This is a genomic window from Sphingomonas sp. BK580 (assembly GCF_014194975.1).
Taxonomy (GTDB): Bacteria; Pseudomonadota; Alphaproteobacteria; order Sphingomonadales; family Sphingomonadaceae; genus Sphingomonas.
Window position 1 is genome coordinate 109,499 of sequence record NZ_JACIAY010000010.1, and the last position, 16,420, is coordinate 125,918.

Here is a 16,420-nt window from a genome sequence, read left to right on the forward strand (position 1 = left end):
CGTGAGTGGCGCGGCCCTCGCCGCCCGGGTCACCCCTCCGTCAGCCCTGCGGGCTGCCACCTCCCCTCGCAGGGGAGGATCGACAGGCCCCCCATCCCCATCACCCCTGCGACAGCGCGTCGCGCAGCCGCGGGTCCTCCAGCGCCAGCCCGGCGCCGACCGCGACGCACAGCAGCGGCGAGTCGGCGACGACCACCGGCAGCCCGGTCGCGGCGCTGAGCACCTCGTCGAGTCGCGTCAGCATCGCGCCGCCACCGGTCATGACGATGCCCTGCTCGACCACGTCGGCGGCGAGCTCGGGCTTGATATGGCCGAGCGTGCGCAGCACCGCCTCGACGATCTGGCCGACCAGGTCGGCGAGCGCGTCGGCGATCTCGCCCTCGGTGATGGTGATCTCCTTGGGGATGCCGTTGACGAGGTCGCGCCCCTTGACCCGCATCGGCCGGTCCGCCTCCTCGCCGGGGCGGCTGGCGGCGCCGATCGTCAGCTTGATCCGCTCGGCGGTCGCCTCGCCGATCATCAGATTGTGGCGGCGGCGGACGTGCGAGGCGATCGCGTCGTCGAGCTTGTCGCCGCCGACACGGACCGAGCTGCTGTACGCGAGGCCGCTCAGCGACAGCACCGCGACCTCGGTGGTGCCCCCGCCGATGTCGACCACCATCGAGCCGGTCGGCGCGGTGATCGGCAGCCCGGCGCCGAGCGCGGCGGCGAGCGCCTCCTCGATCAGCCGCACCTCGGAGGCACCCGCGCTCAGCGCCGCCTGGCGGATCGCGCGGCGCTCGACCTGGGTCGAACCGGTGGGGATCGAGATCACCATGCCGGGGCGGCGCTGGAGCCGGCCGCGTCCGCCGTGAACCTTGTCGATGAAGTGCTTGATCATCTGCTCGGCGACGTCGAGGTCGGCGATCACGCCGTCGCGCAGCGGGCGGATGGTGCGGATATGCTCGGGCGTCTTGCCCATCATCAGCTTGGCGTCGGCACCGACCGCGAGCACGCGCGTGACGCCGTCGCGCTCCTCGACCGCCACCACCGAGGGCTCGTCGATGACGATGCCGCGCCCCGCGACATGGACCAGGGTGTTGACCGTGCCGAGGTCGACCGCGAGGTCGTGCGAGCGGAGGCCGAGGATGGAGGGTAAGCGCACGGGCACCGTTCTCTCGATGATGTCGGCGGCGCGCGGCCAACAAGGGGGCTCAAGGGTCTGGCGCGGCTCGCGGCTTTCGCTTCACCCGTCAATGCGCTTGCGATCAGCGGCGGGTGTCAGGCGGCAGGTGGCGGAGGGCGGGCCGGGAGCGGTGCGCGCGCATGCCACCGACCACGGCGTAGCGAGCGCTTCCCTCGCGGTCCTGGACGCCGGCGTTCGCCGGAGCACGACCCGGATGGATCGCGGGCGACGTCGACCCGCCGCGCGCCGGCCGTCACGCCCGCTTGGTGCGACCCGCCGCCACCGCCGCGTCGCTGGCGAGCCGGTCGGCGCGCTCGTTCTCGGGATGGCCGGCGTGGCCTTTGACCCACTCCCACTCGACCCGGTGCGGCTCGGCCGCGGCGAGCAAAGCCTGCCACAGCTCGGCGTTCTTGACCGGCTTCTTGTCCGCGGTCTTCCAGCCGTTCTTGCGCCAGCCGTGAATCCACTTGGTCAGCCCGTCCATGACGTAGCGGCTGTCGGTCATCAGCTTGACGCGGCACGGGCGGGTCAGCGCGTTGAGCCCCTCGATCGCGGCGGTCAGCTCCATGCGGTTGTTGGTGGTGACCGAGTCGCCGCCGGAGAGCTCCTTCTCGTGCGCGCCGCTGCGGATCACCACGCCCCAGCCGCCGGGGCCGGGATTGCCCTTGCAGGCGCCGTCGGTGAACATCTCGACGAGGGTGAGTTCGGTCATTGGAAACAGTCCGGATGGGCCTCGTACCAGGCGAGGCGGTGGAGATAGGCGAGCGGGTCCTTGCGCGTCACCAGCGCGTCGGCGGGGGTGTGCAGCCAGTCCCACGCGCGGCTCAGCAGGAAGCGGACGCAGGCGCCGCGCGCGAGCAGCGGCAGCGCGGCGCGCTCGGCGGCGGAGAGCGGCGCGGCCGCGGCATAGCCCGCCAGCAGCGCGGCGCCGATCGCAGGATCGAGCGGCGCGCCGGCGGCGTCGAACGACCAGGCGGAATGCATCACGGCCAGGTCATAGGCGGTGAGGTCGGTGCAGGCGAAGTAGAAGTCGATCAGCCCGGCGACCGCGTCGCCGAGCATCAGCACGTTGTCGGGGAAGAGGTCGGCGTGGATCGCGCCGCTGGGCAGGTCGCGCGGCCAGTCGCGCTCGATCGCGTCGAGTGCGCGCGCGACTCGGTCGAACAGGCCGGGCCGGATCGTGTCGACGTCGCGCCCGCAGCGCTCGAGCAGGGGACGCCACGTCGCCAGCCCCATCGAGTTGGCGCGGGTCGGCGCGAAATCGGCGAGCGCGACGTGCATCGCCCCCATCGCCGCCGCCGCGGCGTGCGCCTGCGCCGGGCTGGGGTGCGACACCGAGACGCCGGGGAGGAAGCGGATCAGGCAGGCGGGGCGCTCGGCGAGCCGCTGGATCGCGACACCCTCGCGGTCGGCGATCGCGGGCGGCACGGGCAGGCCCCGCGCGGCGAGATGATCGAGCAGAGCGAGGAAGAAGGGCAGGTCGTCGGCGGCGACACGCTTCTCGTAGAGCGTGAGGATGAAGCGCGCCGCGGTGGTGTCGACGAGATAGTTGGAGTTCTCCACCCCCTCGGCGATGCCCTTGGCCGAGACCAACGCGCCGACGTCGTAGCGCGCGAGGAAGGCGGCGAGCGCCTCGGCGGATACCTGCGTGTAGACTGCCACCTGTCGCCCCCCCGTGGCGGCCGTCCGAGCGCCCGCGGCGGGTTCGTTCGCGGAAGAGGGCAGGCCGGGTCAAGCCCGGGACGACGGAAAAGGGGAGGCGCGCCCGCGCCGGCGCGGATGATCCGGTGCAGGAAGGCCAGCCCAGAAGGTTGACCATCACACTCAGGTCTGCGGCCTGCCATTCCCCTGCAGGGAAGGATGAGGTTTACCGTGGGCTAGGCACGCGTCCGGCATGACGGCCGAGAGGCGCGCAGGAAAGATCGCTCCCGCCGGCGCCTCCCCTATGCCGCCTCCGCCTCCAGCCCGCGCGGCAGCTTGAAGGCGATCGTCTCGCGCGTGGTCTCCTCCTCGCGCTCGGTCACGTCGAAGCGGGTCGCCAGCCGGTCGACCAGCTCGCGCACCAGCAGCTCGGGCGCCGAGGCCCCCGCCGTCACCCCCAGCGTGCCGACGCCGTCGAGGAACGCCCAGTCGAGGTCGGCGGCGCGCTGGATCAGCGCCGAGCGGATGCCCTGGCGCTCCGCCACCTCGACCAGCCGCAGCGAGTTGGACGAGTTGGGCGCGCCGATCACCAGCACCGCGTCGCACGCCGCCGCGATCGCCTTCACCGCGGCCTGGCGGTTGGACGTGGCGTAGCAGATGTCCTCGCCGCGCGGCGCCTGCACCAGCGGGAAGCGCGCGTGCAGGGCCGCGACCACCGCGGCGGTGTCGTCGACCGACAGCGTCGTCTGGGTCAGGAAGGCGAGGTTGGCGGGGTCCGCCGGCTGCAGCCGCTCCACGTCCTCCACCGTCTCGATCAACGTCATCGCGCCGGGGGGGACCTGGCCGAAGGTGCCGATCACCTCGGGGTGGCCGGCGTGGCCGATGAACAGGATGTGCCGCCCCATCGCGACCAGCCGCTCGGCCTGGCGGTGGACCTTGGAGACCAGCGGGCAGGTGGCGTCGAGATAGTCGAGCCCGCGGTCCTGCGCCGCCGCGGGCACCGACTTGGGCACGCCGTGCGCGGAGAAGACCACCGGCGCGCCGTCGGGCACCTCGTCCAGTTCCTCGACGAAGATCGCGCCCTTCGCCTTGAGGGAATCGACCACGAACTTGTTGTGGACGATCTCGTGGCGGACGTAGACGGGCGCGCCGTGCTTCTCGATCGCGAGCTCGACGATGCGGATCGCACGGTCGACGCCGGCGCAGAAGCCGCGCGGCGCGGCGATCAGCAGCTCGAGCGGGCGGCGGACGGGAAGGGGTTCGGCCATGCGCCCGCGTCTACGCCAATGCTTGCTCCGGCGATAGTCGGTTCCTATGCTGCGGGCGTGACCGGGGCCGTTCGCGCGGCCCCGTTGTCGCATGTGCTGATTGTCGGGATTACCCAGTGACTCCTCCCCGCGTGACTCTCCACCGCCCGCTCGCCGCGTCGCTCGTCCTCCTGCTCGCGGCGGGCTGCGCGCGCACCGGCGAGATCGACGTCTCGCGCGGCGGCGCGGGCATCACCGCGGTGCGCTCGGCCTGCCCGATCGTGGCGGTCCCCGCGGGCACCGGCGACGTCACCCTGTTCGACCCGCCCGCCAGCCGCACCGCCAGCGCGATCGACACCGTGGCGACGATCAGCAACGTGCGCTCCACCTGCGACGACCAGGGCAGCGACGTGGTCACGCGAGTCACCTTCGACGTGCGCGCGCGCCGTGTCCGCGCCGACTCGCCGCGCGACGTGACCCTGCCCTATTTCATCGCGATCACGCGCGGCGGCAGCTCGGTGGTGGCCAAGCGCCTCGGCCAGGTCGCGCTGCACTTCGACGCCGGCCAGCCGGTGGCGACCGCCTCGGCCGAGGCGACCAGCGCGGTGGCGCGGTCGGCCGCGACGCTGCCGTCCGAGGTGCGCGACCGGCTGACCAAGAAGCGCAAGGCGGGCGACGAGGACGCCGCGCTCGACCCGCTCGCCGACCCGCAGGTGCGCACCGCGGTGGCCTCGGCCAGCTTCGAGGCGCTGGTCGGCTTCCAGCTCACGCCCGACCAGCTCAAATATAACGCAACCCGCTGACGAAACTGAACTTTCACCCGTTCTGCGACGAGCCGAGTCGAACCAGCGGCGAGTCGGTCACCTTTGAGCAACCATTGTCGGCCTAATCCGTCGGTCGAGGCGCCACCGGTGCCGCAGGGAGTTGTTCGTGACCGCATTGACGCCGCTGTTGTCCTCCTCGTCGCTGGCCCCCGCGGCCGCGCCGACGACGCGCGCGACGCTCCCGGCGGCGGTCACGCCGCCCGCGGCGCCGGCGCCGGACCGCTCGATCGGCGCGCGCGTCGATTCGCAGGTGGCGGGCGGCGCGCTCAGCGCGGACGCGGGCGCGTCGCTCAAGGACTTCTTCGGCGAGACTGGCGCGGGGTCGACCGGCAGCCTGATCCGCCGCGCCGGCGCACAGCTCGACCAGTTCGACCGCGTGCTCGACAAGTTGCGCGCCAGCCTCGGCAACGGCGCCACCTACGGCGGTGCCGCGCCGGGCAGCAGCGGGATGGTGGTCGACCGGCTGGCGTGAGCCAGCGGGGCTGGTCCTGCTTGAGGAGCAGCGGTCTGCCACGCGATCCCGACGCGGCCGCGCGCTGTCCTTCGCCCCCGGTCAGCCACACGCTTCCTTCTCGTCAGCCCTGTCCTTCTCGCATCATCCGCACTCCTCTTTCACGTCACCCCGCTCCTTCCTTCCGTCATCCCCGCGCAGGGGGAGATCCAGACACGCTGACATCGCGGTGCTTTCCCTGAGCCCGGTGCGCGGTCGCAGCTCGGCAGCGGGAGGAGAGAGGAGCCGCGCTCCCCGCTCTTCCAGAAACCGCAACGCGTCTGGATCCCCGCCTTTGCGGGGATGACGATCATGGGCGGCGCGTTCTCATCGCCGGCCGCCCACCACCCGCCGGGGCTTTGCCCCGGCCGTGCCGCGCGCTACGGAACGAAGCGTGACCGACGCCGACCGCCTGATCTCGCCCACGCGCCGCGTCGAGGACGTCGACGCCGCCTTGCGCCCCAAGACGCTCGACGATTTCGTCGGGCAGAAGGCCGCGCGCGAGAACCTCCGAGTCTTCATCGATGCCGCGCGCGGCCGCGGCGACGCGCTCGACCATGTCCTGTTCTTCGGCCCACCCGGGCTGGGCAAGACCACGCTGGCGCAGATCATCGCGCGCGAGATGGGGGTGGGCTTCCGTGCCACCTCCGGCCCGGTGATCGCCAAGTCCGGCGACCTCGCCGCGCTGCTGACCAACCTCGAGGACGGCGACGTGCTGTTCATCGACGAGATCCACCGGCTCCAGCCCGCGGTGGAGGAAGTGCTCTACCCGGCGATGGAGGACCGCGCGCTCGATCTGATGATCGGCGAGGGGCCGTCGGCGCGCTCGGTGCGGATCGACCTGCCGCGCTTCACGCTGGTGGGCGCGACGACGCGGCAGGGGCTGCTCACCACGCCGCTGCGCGACCGCTTCGGCATACCGGTGCGGCTGCAATTCTACACGGTGGAGGAGCTCACCCGCGTGGTCGCGCGCGCGGCGGGGCTGCTCGAGCTCGGCATCGCGCCCGACGGCGCCGCCGAGATCGCGCGGCGCGCGCGCGGCACGCCGCGGATCGCGGGGCGGCTGCTGCGCCGCGTGCGCGACTTCGCCAATGTCGCCGGCGCGGCGACGGTGGACGCGGGGGTGGCGGATCGCGCGCTCAACCGGCTCGAGGTCGACAAGCTCGGGCTCGACGCGATGGACCGGCGCTATCTCACGATGATCGCGGACGTGTACCGCGGCGGCCCGGTCGGGGTGGAGACGCTCGCCGCCGGGCTGAGCGAGCCGCGCGACACGATCGAGGAGGTGATCGAGCCCTATCTGATCCAACTCGGTCTGGTGGCGCGCACCGCGCGCGGGCGCGTGCTCAACGCCGGCGGGTGGAAGCATCTGGGGCTCAACCCGCCGGCGGGGAGCCAGGACGGGCTGTTCGATCAGTGAGTTGAAGATGCTCCCCGCGTGGCGGGGAGGGGGACCGCTCGCGAAGCGAGGGATGGAGGGGGCTCGCCACGCAGCACAGCGCCTGCGGACACCCCCCACCAGCCTGCGGCTGGTCCCCCTTCCCGCGAGCGGGGAGGATCGGCGCGGGGCAGCGCTGTCCTACGCCACCCGCGTCGCGCTAGATCGCGCACATGACCGCTGCCTTCATCCTCGCTCCGCACTGCTCCAACCCGCGACTCAACGTTCGCGCCGACACGCGCCAGCGACTCAACATTCGCAACATTCGCACTCGACGCCCGTCGCCGACCACCGCGCGCCCGGTTGAGCCGGCCCCCGCCGCCGCCTACATTGCGCGCGTGACGCCCTCGCCCCCGATCGCCGAGCTGACCGACCGCGCGCGCGACATCTTCCGCCGCGTCGTCGACGGTTATCTCCACAGCGGCCAGCCGGTCGGCTCGAAGGCGCTGGCGCAGGCGGGGCTCAACCTCTCGCCTGCGTCGATCCGCAACGTCCTCGCCCAGCTCGAGGCGGCGGGGCTGCTCGCGGCGCCGCATACCTCGGCGGGGCGGATGCCGACCGAACGGGGGCTGCGGCTGTTCGTCGACGGCATGATGCAGGCGCGCGAGCCTTCGATCGAGGAGCGCGCGCAGATCGAGGCGCGCGCCGCCGCCGCCGGCCCGGTGGAGGAGGCGCTCGCCGCCACCACCGCGGCGCTGTCCGGGCTGTCCGCCTGCGCCGGGCTGGTGATGGTGCCCAAGCGCGAGGCGGTGCTGCGCTCGATCGGGTTCGTCCCGCTCGGGCCCGCTCAGGCGCTGGCGGTGCTGGTCGGCGAGGACGGCGCGGTGGAGAATCGCGTCATCGACCTGCCCGCCGCGCTCGATCCCTCCGCACTGGTGGAGGCGGGCAATTACATGACCGCGACGCTGGGCGGGCTGACGCTGGCCGAGGCGCGGCAGCGGCTCGAGCGCGAGCTGGCCGACGGGCGCAGCGCGCTCGACGCCGCCGCGCGCGCGCTGGTCGAGCGCGGGCTGGCGGTGTGGAGCGAGGACGGCGCGCGCCGCCCGGTGCTGATCGTGCGCGGGCAGGGGCGGCTGCTCGACGACGCCGCCACCGCCGACCTGGAGCGAGTCCGCGGCCTGCTCGACGACCTCGAGGGCAAGCAGGAGATCGCCGCGCTGCTCGACTCGGCGCGCGCGGGCGACGCGACGCGGATCTTCATTGGCGCGGAGAACAAGCTGTTCGCGCTGTCGGGATCCTCGGTGATCGCGAAACCGTTTCGCGGGCACGACGGGCGCGTGGTCGGCGTGGTCGGGGTGATCGGCCCGACGCGGTTGAACTATGCGCGGGTCGTGCCCATGGTGGATTTCACCGCCGCGACGCTCGCCCGCCTGCTCGGGTGACGCGCGCGCACCCGTTCGAGACGCTTGATTAGACAGGGACAGAATGAGCGACCAACCGACTTCCGCCGACGACCTGCGCGAGGCCACCGCCGAGGCTGCCCCCGAGGTGGCCGAGCATGATTCCCAGGCGCAGCGCATCGCCGAGCTGGAGGACCAGCTCGCCGCCGCGCGGCAGGAGACGCTGTACGCCCAGGCCGACATCCAGAACGTGCGCCGCCGCGCCGAGAAGGACGCTGCCGACGCGCGCGCCTACGCCGCCACCAATTTCGCGCGCGACGTGCTCTCGGTGAACGACAATCTCGAGCGCGCGCTGGCCGCGATCCCGGCCGAGCTGCGCGCCGACGACAAGTTCAAGGGTCTCGTCACCGGGCTGGAGGCGACCGGCCGCGAGCTGACCAACGTCTTCGCCCGCCACGGGCTGACCAAGATCGAGGCGATGGGCCAGCCGCTCGACCCCAACCGCCACCAGGCGATGGTCGAGATGCCCAGCGACGCCGAGCCGGGCACGGTGGTGCAGGAGATGCAGTCGGGCTGGATGATCAAGGACCGGCTGCTGCGCCCCGCGCTGGTCGGGGTGGCGAAGAAGCCGGAGTGAGGCGAGGGCGGGGGCGGCCGCGTGGCGGCCTCTCCGCGGCACGGTATTGATCTCCCAGGCTCCTGAGGTCGGTGGGGCCCGGCGCGGGCGAGCGGGTTACCCTGCCGCCATCCCGGACTTGTCCGGGATTCGGCGCTTCGCGGGAGAAACGCGGGCGGGATGTGCGGCACCGACGATCCCGGACTAGGTCCGGGACACGGAGAGCGTGGGAGCACGGGTTAGCGCTTGCCCCGCCGGTTGAGGCAGGGCGGCGCTTATCGTAACGGCCCGCCGCATCGCCCCGCTGGACGCCGCGGAACCACCCGCTAAGGCTAAAGGCATGAACGATAATCTCACCGCCGAGCGCGCCACCTTCGTGACCCATCTGGAGTGTTCGCTGACCGGCGAGCGCTACGCGGCGGACCAGCTCCACAACCTCTCGCGCGCCGGGCGGCCGCTGCTGGTCCGCTACGACCTCGACGCGGTCCGCGCCGAATTGCCGCGGGAGACGCTGGCGGCGCGCGACACCGACCTGTGGCGCTGGCGCGAGCTGCTACCGGTGCGCCGCACCGACAACGTCGTCAGCCTGGGCGAGATCGAGACGCCGCTGGTCCCGATCGCGCGGAGCGGCGGCGCGAACGTCTGGGTCAAGGACGAGGGCCGCCTGCCGACCGGCAGCTTCAAGGCGCGCGGGCTGGTGATGGCGGTGGCGATGGCGAAGGAGCTCGGCGTCACGCGGATCGCGATGCCGACCAACGGCAACGCCGGGGCCGCGCTGGCGGCCTATGCGTCGCGCGTCGGCCTCGAGACGATCGTCTTCTGCCCCGAGGACACGCCCGAGGTGAACGTGCGCGAGATCGCGGCGCAGGGCGCGCGCGTGTGGCGCGTCAACGGGCTGATCGACGATTGCGGCGCGATCGTCGGCAAGGGGGCGGCGGAGGGGCGCTGGTTCGATTTCTCGACGCTCAAGGAGCCCTATCGGATCGAGGGCAAGAAGACGATGGGGCTGGAGCTGGCGGCGCAGCTCGGCTGGCGGCTGCCCCGGGCGATCTTCTACCCGACCGGCGGCGGCACCGGGCTGATCGGCATGTGGAAGGCGTTCGACGAGCTCGAGCGGCTCGGCTGGATCGGCAGCGAGCGCCCGCGCATGTACGCGGTGCAGGCGTCGGGCTGCGCGCCGATCGTCCGCGCCTTCGAGGCGGGCGAGGAACATGCCGAGCGCTGGGAAGACGCGCACACCGTCGCCGCGGGCATCCGCGTGCCGCGCGCGGTGGGCGACTTCCTCATCCTGCGCGCGGTGCGCGAGAGCGGCGGCAAGGCGCTGGCGGTGGGCGACCCCGCGATCCTGGCGGCGGTGGACGCCTGCGCGCGGCAGGACGGTCTGCTGCTCTGCCCCGAGGGCGGGGCGACGCTCGCGGCCTACCACCAGGCGCTGCGCGACGGCGAGGTCGACGAGGACGAGGAGGTGGTGCTGTTCAACTGCGCGACCGGGCTGAAATACCCGCTGCCGCCGGCCGAGCAGCGGCTCGACCGCCACGGCGCGATCGACTTCGATCGGCTGTGAGCGCCTGAACCTCAGGCCTCCGCGTCGAGCGCCGCGGCGAGCCACGTCGGCCGCAGCGCGTCGCCGAGCGCCTCGACGCGGCGCAGCGCCACCATCAGCCCCAGCTCGGGGTAGAGCGCGCGCGCCTTGGCCTCGTCCGGCGCGAGCGGCGCCACCACCAGCCGGCGGTTGACCTTGCTGCGGTGGTGCATCCGCGCGGTATTCTCCTGGCCGACGTAGCAGCCCTTGGCGAAGCTCACCCCGCCCAGCTCGCGCGCGTTGGCCTCCAGCCACAGGGTCTCGCCGTCGCCCAGCTCGGCGCGGCCCTCGGGTACGCCGAGCGCCAGACGATGCGCGCGCCACGGCGCCGACGCGTCCCCGTCGCCGGGCGGCGCGAGCCAGCGCCAGCCCAGCGCGGCGAGCCGCGGGTCGGGCACCGCATCGGCGTCCGTGGGCCGCTCCGGCGACCAGTGCACCGCGCGCCCGTCCTCCGGCGCGATCGTGATCGCACGGCGCAGCCGGTACATCGTCAGCCGCCGCGCCAGCGCGTCGCGCGCGTCGCGCTCGACGTCGAGCAGCACGTCGGTGCCATCCGCCCAGACGAGGAAGTCGAACAGGGCCTTGCCCTGCGGCGACAGCAGCCCCGCCCAGCACGGCAGCGCGCCCGCCATGTCGTTGGTGACGAGCCCCTGGAGGAAGCCGCGCGGGTCGTCCCCGGAGAGCCGCAGCAGCGCGCGGTCGGCGAGCGTGGTGGCCGGTCTGGTATCGGTCATGTCGGCAAGGTAGGGAGGCGCCACACACGGTGAAAGACCCGGAAAGGACGGACCATGGCGAGCTACGATCTCCTGCTGAGCGGCGGCACCGTCCATACCCCGGGCGGCCCGGTGCGGGCCGACGTGGGCGTGAGCGACGGCCGCATCGTCGCGATCGGCGCGAGCGGCGATGCGGGGCGGCGGATCGACTGCACCGGGCTCGACATCCTGCCGGGCGTGATCGACACCCAGGTGCATTTCCGCGAGCCCGGGCTGGAGCATAAGGAGGATCTCGCGAGCGGCAGCGAGGCCGCGGTGCGCGGCGGCGTGGTCGCGGTGTTCGAGATGCCCAACACCAAGCCCAACACCGACTCGGCCGATGCGATCGCCGACAAGCTGGCGCGCGCGCAGGGGCGGATGTGGTGCGACCACGCCTTCTACGTCGGCGCCACCAACCACAACGCGCGCGAGCTGGCCGAGCTGGAGCGGCTGCCCGGCACCGCGGGCGTGAAGATCTTCATGGGCGCCTCCACCGGCGACCTGCTGGTGAGCGAGGACTCGCGCCTCGCCGAGGTGCTGGCGCACGGCGTCCGCCGCGTCGCGATCCACGCCGAGGACGAGGACCGCATGAACGCGCGCGCCGGCGAGCGCGTCGCGGGCGATCCCTCGTCGCACCCGGTGTGGCGCGACGACGAGAGCGCGATGCTGGCGACGACGCGGATCCTGCGGCTCGCGCGCGCGGCGCGGCGGCGCATCCACGTGCTCCACGTCACCACGCCGGCCGAGCTCGAGCTGCTCGGCCGCAACAAGGACATCGCCACGTGCGAGGTGACGCCGCAGCATCTCACGCTCGCGGGCGAGGAGGCCTATCCGCGGCTCGGCACGCTGGCGCAGATGAACCCGCCGATCCGCTCGGGCGCGCACCGCGACGGGCTGTGGCACTGGCTCAACCAGGGTGTGCCCGACGTGATCGGCTCCGACCACGCGCCGCACACGCTGGAGGAGAAGGGCAAGGATTATCCCGCGAGCCCGAGCGGCATGCCCGGCGTCCAGACGCTGCTGCCGCTGCTGCTCGACCATGCCGCCAACGGCCGCCTGTCGCTCCAGCGCGTGATCGAGCTGACCAGCGCGGGCGCGCAGCGCATCTTCGGGCTGGTCGGCAAGGGACGGATCGCGCGCGGCTATGACGCCGACTTCACCGTGGTGGACCTGCGCAAGCGCTGGACGATCGAGGACCGCTGGCTGGCGTCGCGCGCGGGCTGGTCGCCGTTCACGGGCATGGCGCTGACCGGCAAGCCGATCGGCACGATCATCCGCGGCGAGGTGGCGATGTGGGAGGACGAGCTCGGCGCCGGACCGCTGGGTCAGCCGCTGCGCTTCGAGGCGACGCAGTTCCCCGGCGGGCGGTAACGAAGGCGTGGCGAGGTGACCGCGGCGGTCGAGCCGCCTCGCCTTAACGATCCGTCGGCGCGTCCCGCTCGACGTCGGCAGACCGGGGCGGGGCGAACGCCGGCGTTGCTCTGCCGATCATCTTCGCTCCCGCGTTCGACCGGGCTGGCGGCGATCGTCGCCTCCGTGGCGCCGGCGGGCCTCCACCCGGACGGCGGGTCGAACGGGAGGATCGGGGCTCCCCTCCGGAACAGGCGGCAAAGAGGAACCCCGTCGAGGAGCCACCGACCGCAGCGAGCGGCGCGATAACGGCCTCGGCAGGTCGCACCCGGGTGCCGCGGGAGGCAAGGGACAGGCGGTTCAGCCGCTCAGAACGGCAGCCATTTGGCGGTCTCGCTGAACTTCATGTAGCCGACGTTGACGCCGGCGCGCCACCCGACGCCGAGGCGCACCGGGATCAGCACGACGTTGCCGCTGCGCAGGTAGGTCGCCGCGAAGCCGCCGACGAAGTACAGCCGGCCCTCGGCGCCGGGGAAGCGCTTGAACAGGTCGTGCGTGTCGTAGAGGTTGTAGACCAGCACGAAGACCTTGTTGGCGTCGCCGCCGACGTCGAAGCCGACCGACGGCCCGGTCCAGTAGACCGGGCGCTGCCCTTCGACCTTGTGCGTCATGATCCCGGAGCCGTAGCGCAGCCCGACGACGAACGCGCCCGACGCCTCGCGCCCGGCGATATAGGCGTTGGGTTCGCCCTGGTCCTTGAGGATCTTCTCGATGATCTGCGCGAAGCCCTCGGCGCCCTTGCCGAACACGCCCTCACCCGCGGCGATCAGGTCGTCGCGCTTGTAGGTCTCCGCCGCGTTGGTGGTGGCGTTGGCGCGCGCGTCGCCCTGCGGCGTCGGCACCTCGGCGGGCGGCAGCGGCTCGTCGTCGCGCTGGTTCGGCGCGGGGCTCGTCTGCGGCGCGCGCGGTGTGCGTACCGCGGGCTGGCCGCCGACGTCCTGGTCGATCGCGGCATTGGGATCGATCGTGCGCACCTGCGCGCCCACCGCCGCTGGTCCGCTGAGCGCGAGCGCTGCCACCATCATCGCGCCCCGCGCGCCGCGCCATATCGTTCGCATCGTCACTGTCCCCACACCGGTGTCGCAGCATAGCGGTAGCGGTGCTGTCGGGGCAATGAACGCCGCGACGACCCGACTCCGTGACGCGCCGCACCGAATCGCCGCGAGCCCATTGATCACGCCGACGACGCTCGCTATAGCCGCGCCTCACGCCGGCCCGGAGACGTGGGTGAGTGGCTGAAACCAACGCTTTGCTAAAGCGTCATACGGGAAACCGTATCGAGGGTTCGAATCCCTCCGTCTCCGCCAAGGCTGCCGTCGAAATTGGCAGAAAAGCTGGCGTTTTTGCTGAGGCCGTCGCTTCGTTCCCACGATTATTCCCACACTTCGATGCGGATACGGGCGATCAGCGATGAACCGCTACGAACGCTGAACTGAGAGGCCAAGCCTCCGATGTCGCAAGCCCTGCGTGTGCAGCATGGACGCTTTGTATCCCATCTCATCCACGTGCTTCGGTGATAGCTTCATCAATGACGCGCTACGCGCTTCACTGACAAAGCTGTCAAAAGGCTACCCCCGAAGGTGGGGACGTGGTGAGGCGAAAGCCGCCGTCGCTTAAAGCGGTTCCATCCTGATGTAGTCGCGCCCCCCGAGTGCAATCTGAGAGTACCCGTCCCACACGGGTTAGGGGTGCCGTCTACGAAGGTGATCTGCGGCCATCGAGCTCGGCCCAAATCACGCCGGTACGCCGGTGCCCCGCGCAACGACCGCGAAAGCTGCCCGGCTGTTTCGGTCCGCGGTTCGGCCTGAGTGACCGTGTGTGGACGCCCCTTCGGATGCAAGAGGGTGTTGAAGAGATTTTAGCGCGGGTTCAGGTGCTTCCGTGTGTCCGGCCTGTCGATGCAGCCTTCATCACGGCTGCTGGCCTGAATGGAGATCGCGGATCGGGTCCAGATCGCTTTTGCGCGCTCAGGGCGCCTGGTCATTTCACTGGTTTTCCCGACCCCGTCTTCTGACCGTTGCGCCATTCCTCTCTGCTGACCTTCTCTGCGTACCTGACGCCTCAAGCCTTGCCGGTTACGCCGCGGCCGGAGCTCTGTAGGTGCCGCCGTGCGCCATCAGCGCCCAGACGATCCGTGCCATCTTATTCGCGAACGCGACGGTGACCAGCATGCGCGGCTTGCGCGCGAGCATGCCTGCCAACCACGCGCTGGCCGTCTCGGGCTCGCGCGCCGCGACCTTTGTTGCCGAGCTTGCCCCCAGGATCAGCAGGCGCCGCAAGCTGCGCTCGCCCATCCTGGTCGTGCGCCCAAGCCGTTCCTTGCCGCCGCTCGAGTGCTGTCGAGGAACGAGACCGAGCCAGGCGGCGAAGTCGCGCCCGCGACGAAAAGTGCTGGCGGCCGGCGCCAGCGCCACCAGCGCGGTCGCTGTCACGGGGCCGACACCGGGGATCGTCATCAGCCGCTTCGCGACCGCGTCCGCCTTTGCCCGGCTAACGATCTCACGGTCTAGAAGGGCGATCTGCTCCTGTAGCGCCTGTAAGCCCTGTGCCATGACGGCCAGTACTGGCCGCGCCACTGCCGGTACGTCGGACGCCGGGTCGGCGACGATCTCGACGAGCTTGCCGACGTGCCCGACACCCTGCCGAACGATGTAGCCGAACTCGTTGAGGTGCCCGCGCAGGGCATTGATCAGCTGGGTTCGCTGGCGCACGAGCAGGTCGCGCGTTCGGAACACAACCGCCGAAGCCTGCGCTTCAGCGCTCTTACCTTGAACAAACCGCATCGTCGGTCGCTGCGCGGCCTCGCAGATCGCCTCCGCGTCGGCCATGTCGTTCTTCTGCCGTTTGACGAACGGCTTCACGTACGCCGGCGGGATCAGCCTGGTGTCGTGCCCGATCGCAGCGAGCTCACGCGCCCAGTAATGCGAACTCGCGCACGCCTCCATCGCGACGACGCACCGCGGCAAGGACGAGAAAAAGGGCAGTACCTGATTCCACCGTAGCTTCTTGCGGAACACGACCCCGCCGCTCGCATCCGCACCGTCCACCTGAAAAACCGACTTCGCCAGATCGATGCCGACTGTGCTAACCTCACTCACGGACGCCTCCTGCAGTGGTGTTTCAACACTTCCGCTTCTGGCACATCGATGCCGTCAGGGGGCGTCCAACCCAACGCTATTGGGTCGCCACGAGCGGGAAAGGGGCCACGATTACACTTTCTCCGTCGCTTTCGAGTTGCTTAGAGGCGTGCCATGCGGATGAGCCGAATGCGGTCTATCGTCGAGGATGCTAGGGGCTGCAGAGGTGAATGCGGTGGCTCTGCCGCCAAGGTTCGATCATGGGGGGGGAGGTTCCCAGATGTGCGCATCGGCACGGATCGATGTGCCGGCGGTTCGCTTGCCAGGATGGCGGCAGCTCATCACAACGAGCCATGGGCACGTACGCATGGCTTCACCCCGAACGTCACGATCTCTACCTGGCGGCGCGTGTCTTCGCAGGCGCGGGTTTCGACGGCGACTGGATCCAGTGGGCCGGGAACATCGTGCTGATCCACATCGAGCTCTATGACGATCCTCTTCAAGGTAGGGATTTCTGGCTGTTCGACGACGAGCTTATCCCGGCGAACGCGTGCGCCGAGGCATTGTGGGCGGTCGTAGAGTCCGACCCGTACAGCGTGCCCGAGCTGCTCGCCGCATCTCCGTCGGCTGCGACGGTCCGGGAAACCGCCGCCACTCTCGTTGCCACGATCGAGCGGAACGGGCGCGGTATCCCGGACAGCCTCTCGAACAGCTTAGCGGAGGCTGCCGCCACCAGGCGTTCTGAGAACAGCGTCCGCGCCTGGTGGTCGAACGTCGTACCGCTGCTCGCCAAGCGGGAGTAGCACGGCCCCGTATCGATGACGCCGCTTGTCTCGTC

General features: G+C 71.4%; 15 protein-coding genes and 1 tRNA gene. 9 read left to right on the top strand and 7 right to left on the bottom strand.

Annotation, left to right across the window (positions count from 1 at the left end; translation table 11 throughout):
- Window positions 1-100: 100 nt before the first annotated feature.
- The 4 genes from FHY05_RS16700 to ispH form a co-directional block, all read right to left on the bottom strand.
- Window positions 101-1,144 (bottom strand): rod shape-determining protein, encoded by a 1,044-nt coding sequence (locus FHY05_RS16700; RefSeq protein ID WP_311732509.1) that lies wholly within the window; start codon window positions 1,142-1,144, stop codon window positions 101-103.
- 274 nt (window positions 1,145-1,418) lie between these two features.
- Window positions 1,419-1,877, bottom strand: a complete 459-nt coding sequence (gene rnhA / locus FHY05_RS16705; RefSeq protein WP_183945580.1) for a ribonuclease HI — start codon at window positions 1,875-1,877, stop codon at window positions 1,419-1,421.
- Entirely contained in the window at window positions 1,874-2,827 is a 954-nt protein-coding gene (gene thrB, locus FHY05_RS16710) for a homoserine kinase (RefSeq protein ID WP_183945581.1), read from the bottom strand. The genes rnhA and thrB overlap by 4 nt, the downstream gene beginning before the upstream one ends.
- 281 nt (window positions 2,828-3,108) lie before the next feature.
- Window positions 3,109-4,074 carry a 4-hydroxy-3-methylbut-2-enyl diphosphate reductase gene (gene ispH / locus FHY05_RS16715; protein ID WP_183945582.1) on the bottom strand — a complete coding sequence of 322 codons (966 nt, stop codon included), beginning with the start codon at window positions 4,072-4,074 and terminating at the stop codon, window positions 3,109-3,111.
- 116 nt (window positions 4,075-4,190) lie between these two features.
- Between ispH and FHY05_RS16720 the strand changes: the two genes are divergently transcribed.
- The 6 genes from FHY05_RS16720 to FHY05_RS16745 all read left to right on the top strand — a co-directional run bounded on the left by FHY05_RS16720 (window position 4,191) and on the right by FHY05_RS16745 (window position 10,325).
- The gene (locus tag FHY05_RS16720) at window positions 4,191-4,856 is read left to right on the top strand and encodes a hypothetical protein (RefSeq protein ID WP_311732510.1); all 666 of its coding nucleotides are present in this window, start codon (window positions 4,191-4,193) and stop codon (window positions 4,854-4,856) included.
- A gap of 127 nt (window positions 4,857-4,983) precedes the next feature.
- Complete coding sequence (locus FHY05_RS16725; RefSeq protein WP_183945583.1) at window positions 4,984-5,349, top strand: hypothetical protein; 366 nt, start codon at window positions 4,984-4,986, stop codon at window positions 5,347-5,349.
- A 412-nt stretch (window positions 5,350-5,761) separates the two neighbouring features.
- Window positions 5,762-6,787, top strand: coding sequence for a Holliday junction branch migration DNA helicase RuvB (gene ruvB / locus FHY05_RS16730; RefSeq protein WP_183945584.1), 1,026 nt, complete (start codon window positions 5,762-5,764; stop codon window positions 6,785-6,787).
- Between the two features lie 191 nt (window positions 6,788-6,978).
- Window positions 6,979-8,187: a heat-inducible transcriptional repressor HrcA gene (gene hrcA, locus FHY05_RS16735; RefSeq protein ID WP_183945585.1), complete on the top strand. Its 1,209-nt coding sequence runs from the start codon at window positions 6,979-6,981 to the stop codon at window positions 8,185-8,187.
- Between the two features lie 43 nt (window positions 8,188-8,230).
- On the top strand, window positions 8,231-8,782 hold the full coding sequence (grpE, locus tag FHY05_RS16740; RefSeq protein ID WP_183945586.1) for a nucleotide exchange factor GrpE: 552 nt from the start codon (window positions 8,231-8,233) through the stop codon (window positions 8,780-8,782).
- Window positions 8,783-9,101: 319 nt separating this feature from the next.
- Window positions 9,102-10,325, top strand: a complete 1,224-nt coding sequence (locus FHY05_RS16745; protein ID WP_183945587.1) for a threonine synthase — start codon at window positions 9,102-9,104, stop codon at window positions 10,323-10,325.
- A gap of 11 nt (window positions 10,326-10,336) precedes the next feature.
- Here the strand turns inward: FHY05_RS16745 and FHY05_RS16750 are convergent, their stop codons facing one another.
- Complete coding sequence (locus FHY05_RS16750) at window positions 10,337-11,077, bottom strand: folate-binding protein YgfZ (protein WP_183945588.1); 741 nt, start codon at window positions 11,075-11,077, stop codon at window positions 10,337-10,339.
- Window positions 11,078-11,131: 54 nt separating this feature from the next.
- Between FHY05_RS16750 and FHY05_RS16755 the strand changes: the two genes are divergently transcribed.
- Window positions 11,132-12,466: a dihydroorotase gene (locus tag FHY05_RS16755; RefSeq protein WP_183945589.1), complete on the top strand. Its 1,335-nt coding sequence runs from the start codon at window positions 11,132-11,134 to the stop codon at window positions 12,464-12,466.
- Between the two features lie 347 nt (window positions 12,467-12,813).
- Here the strand turns inward: FHY05_RS16755 and FHY05_RS16760 are convergent, their stop codons facing one another.
- Window positions 12,814-13,563 (bottom strand): DUF1134 domain-containing protein, encoded by a 750-nt coding sequence (locus FHY05_RS16760; RefSeq protein WP_183945590.1) that lies wholly within the window; start codon window positions 13,561-13,563, stop codon window positions 12,814-12,816.
- 159 nt (window positions 13,564-13,722) lie between these two features.
- Between FHY05_RS16760 and FHY05_RS16765 the strand changes: the two genes are divergently transcribed.
- Window positions 13,723-13,812: transfer RNA gene (locus FHY05_RS16765), tRNA-Ser, on the top strand.
- 768 nt (window positions 13,813-14,580) lie between these two features.
- On the opposite strand, the gene FHY05_RS16770 is transcribed toward FHY05_RS16765, so the two are convergent.
- Complete coding sequence (locus FHY05_RS16770; protein WP_183945591.1) at window positions 14,581-15,603, bottom strand: IS110 family transposase; 1,023 nt, start codon at window positions 15,601-15,603, stop codon at window positions 14,581-14,583.
- A gap of 332 nt (window positions 15,604-15,935) precedes the next feature.
- On the opposite strand from FHY05_RS16770, the gene FHY05_RS16775 reads away from it, so the two are divergent.
- Complete coding sequence (locus FHY05_RS16775) at window positions 15,936-16,385, top strand: hypothetical protein (protein WP_183945592.1); 450 nt, start codon at window positions 15,936-15,938, stop codon at window positions 16,383-16,385.
- The last annotated feature ends 35 nt before the right edge of the window (window positions 16,386-16,420 follow it).

Excerpts from the sequence above, each read along its gene's own strand:
- FHY05_RS16775 (WP_183945592.1), top strand. The coding sequence starts at position 15,936 with ATGGGCACGTACGCATGGCTTCACCCCGAACGTCACGATCTCTACCTG.
- FHY05_RS16760 (WP_183945590.1), bottom strand. The coding sequence starts at position 13,563 with ATGCGAACGATATGGCGCGGCGCGCGGGGCGCGATGATGGTGGCAGCG.
- FHY05_RS16745 (WP_183945587.1), top strand. The coding sequence starts at position 9,102 with ATGAACGATAATCTCACCGCCGAGCGCGCCACCTTCGTGACCCATCTG.
- grpE (WP_183945586.1), top strand. The coding sequence starts at position 8,231 with ATGAGCGACCAACCGACTTCCGCCGACGACCTGCGCGAGGCCACCGCC.
- FHY05_RS16750 (WP_183945588.1), bottom strand. The coding sequence starts at position 11,077 with ATGACCGATACCAGACCGGCCACCACGCTCGCCGACCGCGCGCTGCTG.
- ispH (WP_183945582.1), bottom strand. The coding sequence starts at position 4,074 with ATGGCCGAACCCCTTCCCGTCCGCCGCCCGCTCGAGCTGCTGATCGCC.
- hrcA (WP_183945585.1), top strand. The coding sequence starts at position 6,979 with ATGACCGCTGCCTTCATCCTCGCTCCGCACTGCTCCAACCCGCGACTC.
- FHY05_RS16755 (WP_183945589.1), top strand. The coding sequence starts at position 11,132 with ATGGCGAGCTACGATCTCCTGCTGAGCGGCGGCACCGTCCATACCCCG.
- rnhA (WP_183945580.1), bottom strand. The coding sequence starts at position 1,877 with ATGACCGAACTCACCCTCGTCGAGATGTTCACCGACGGCGCCTGCAAG.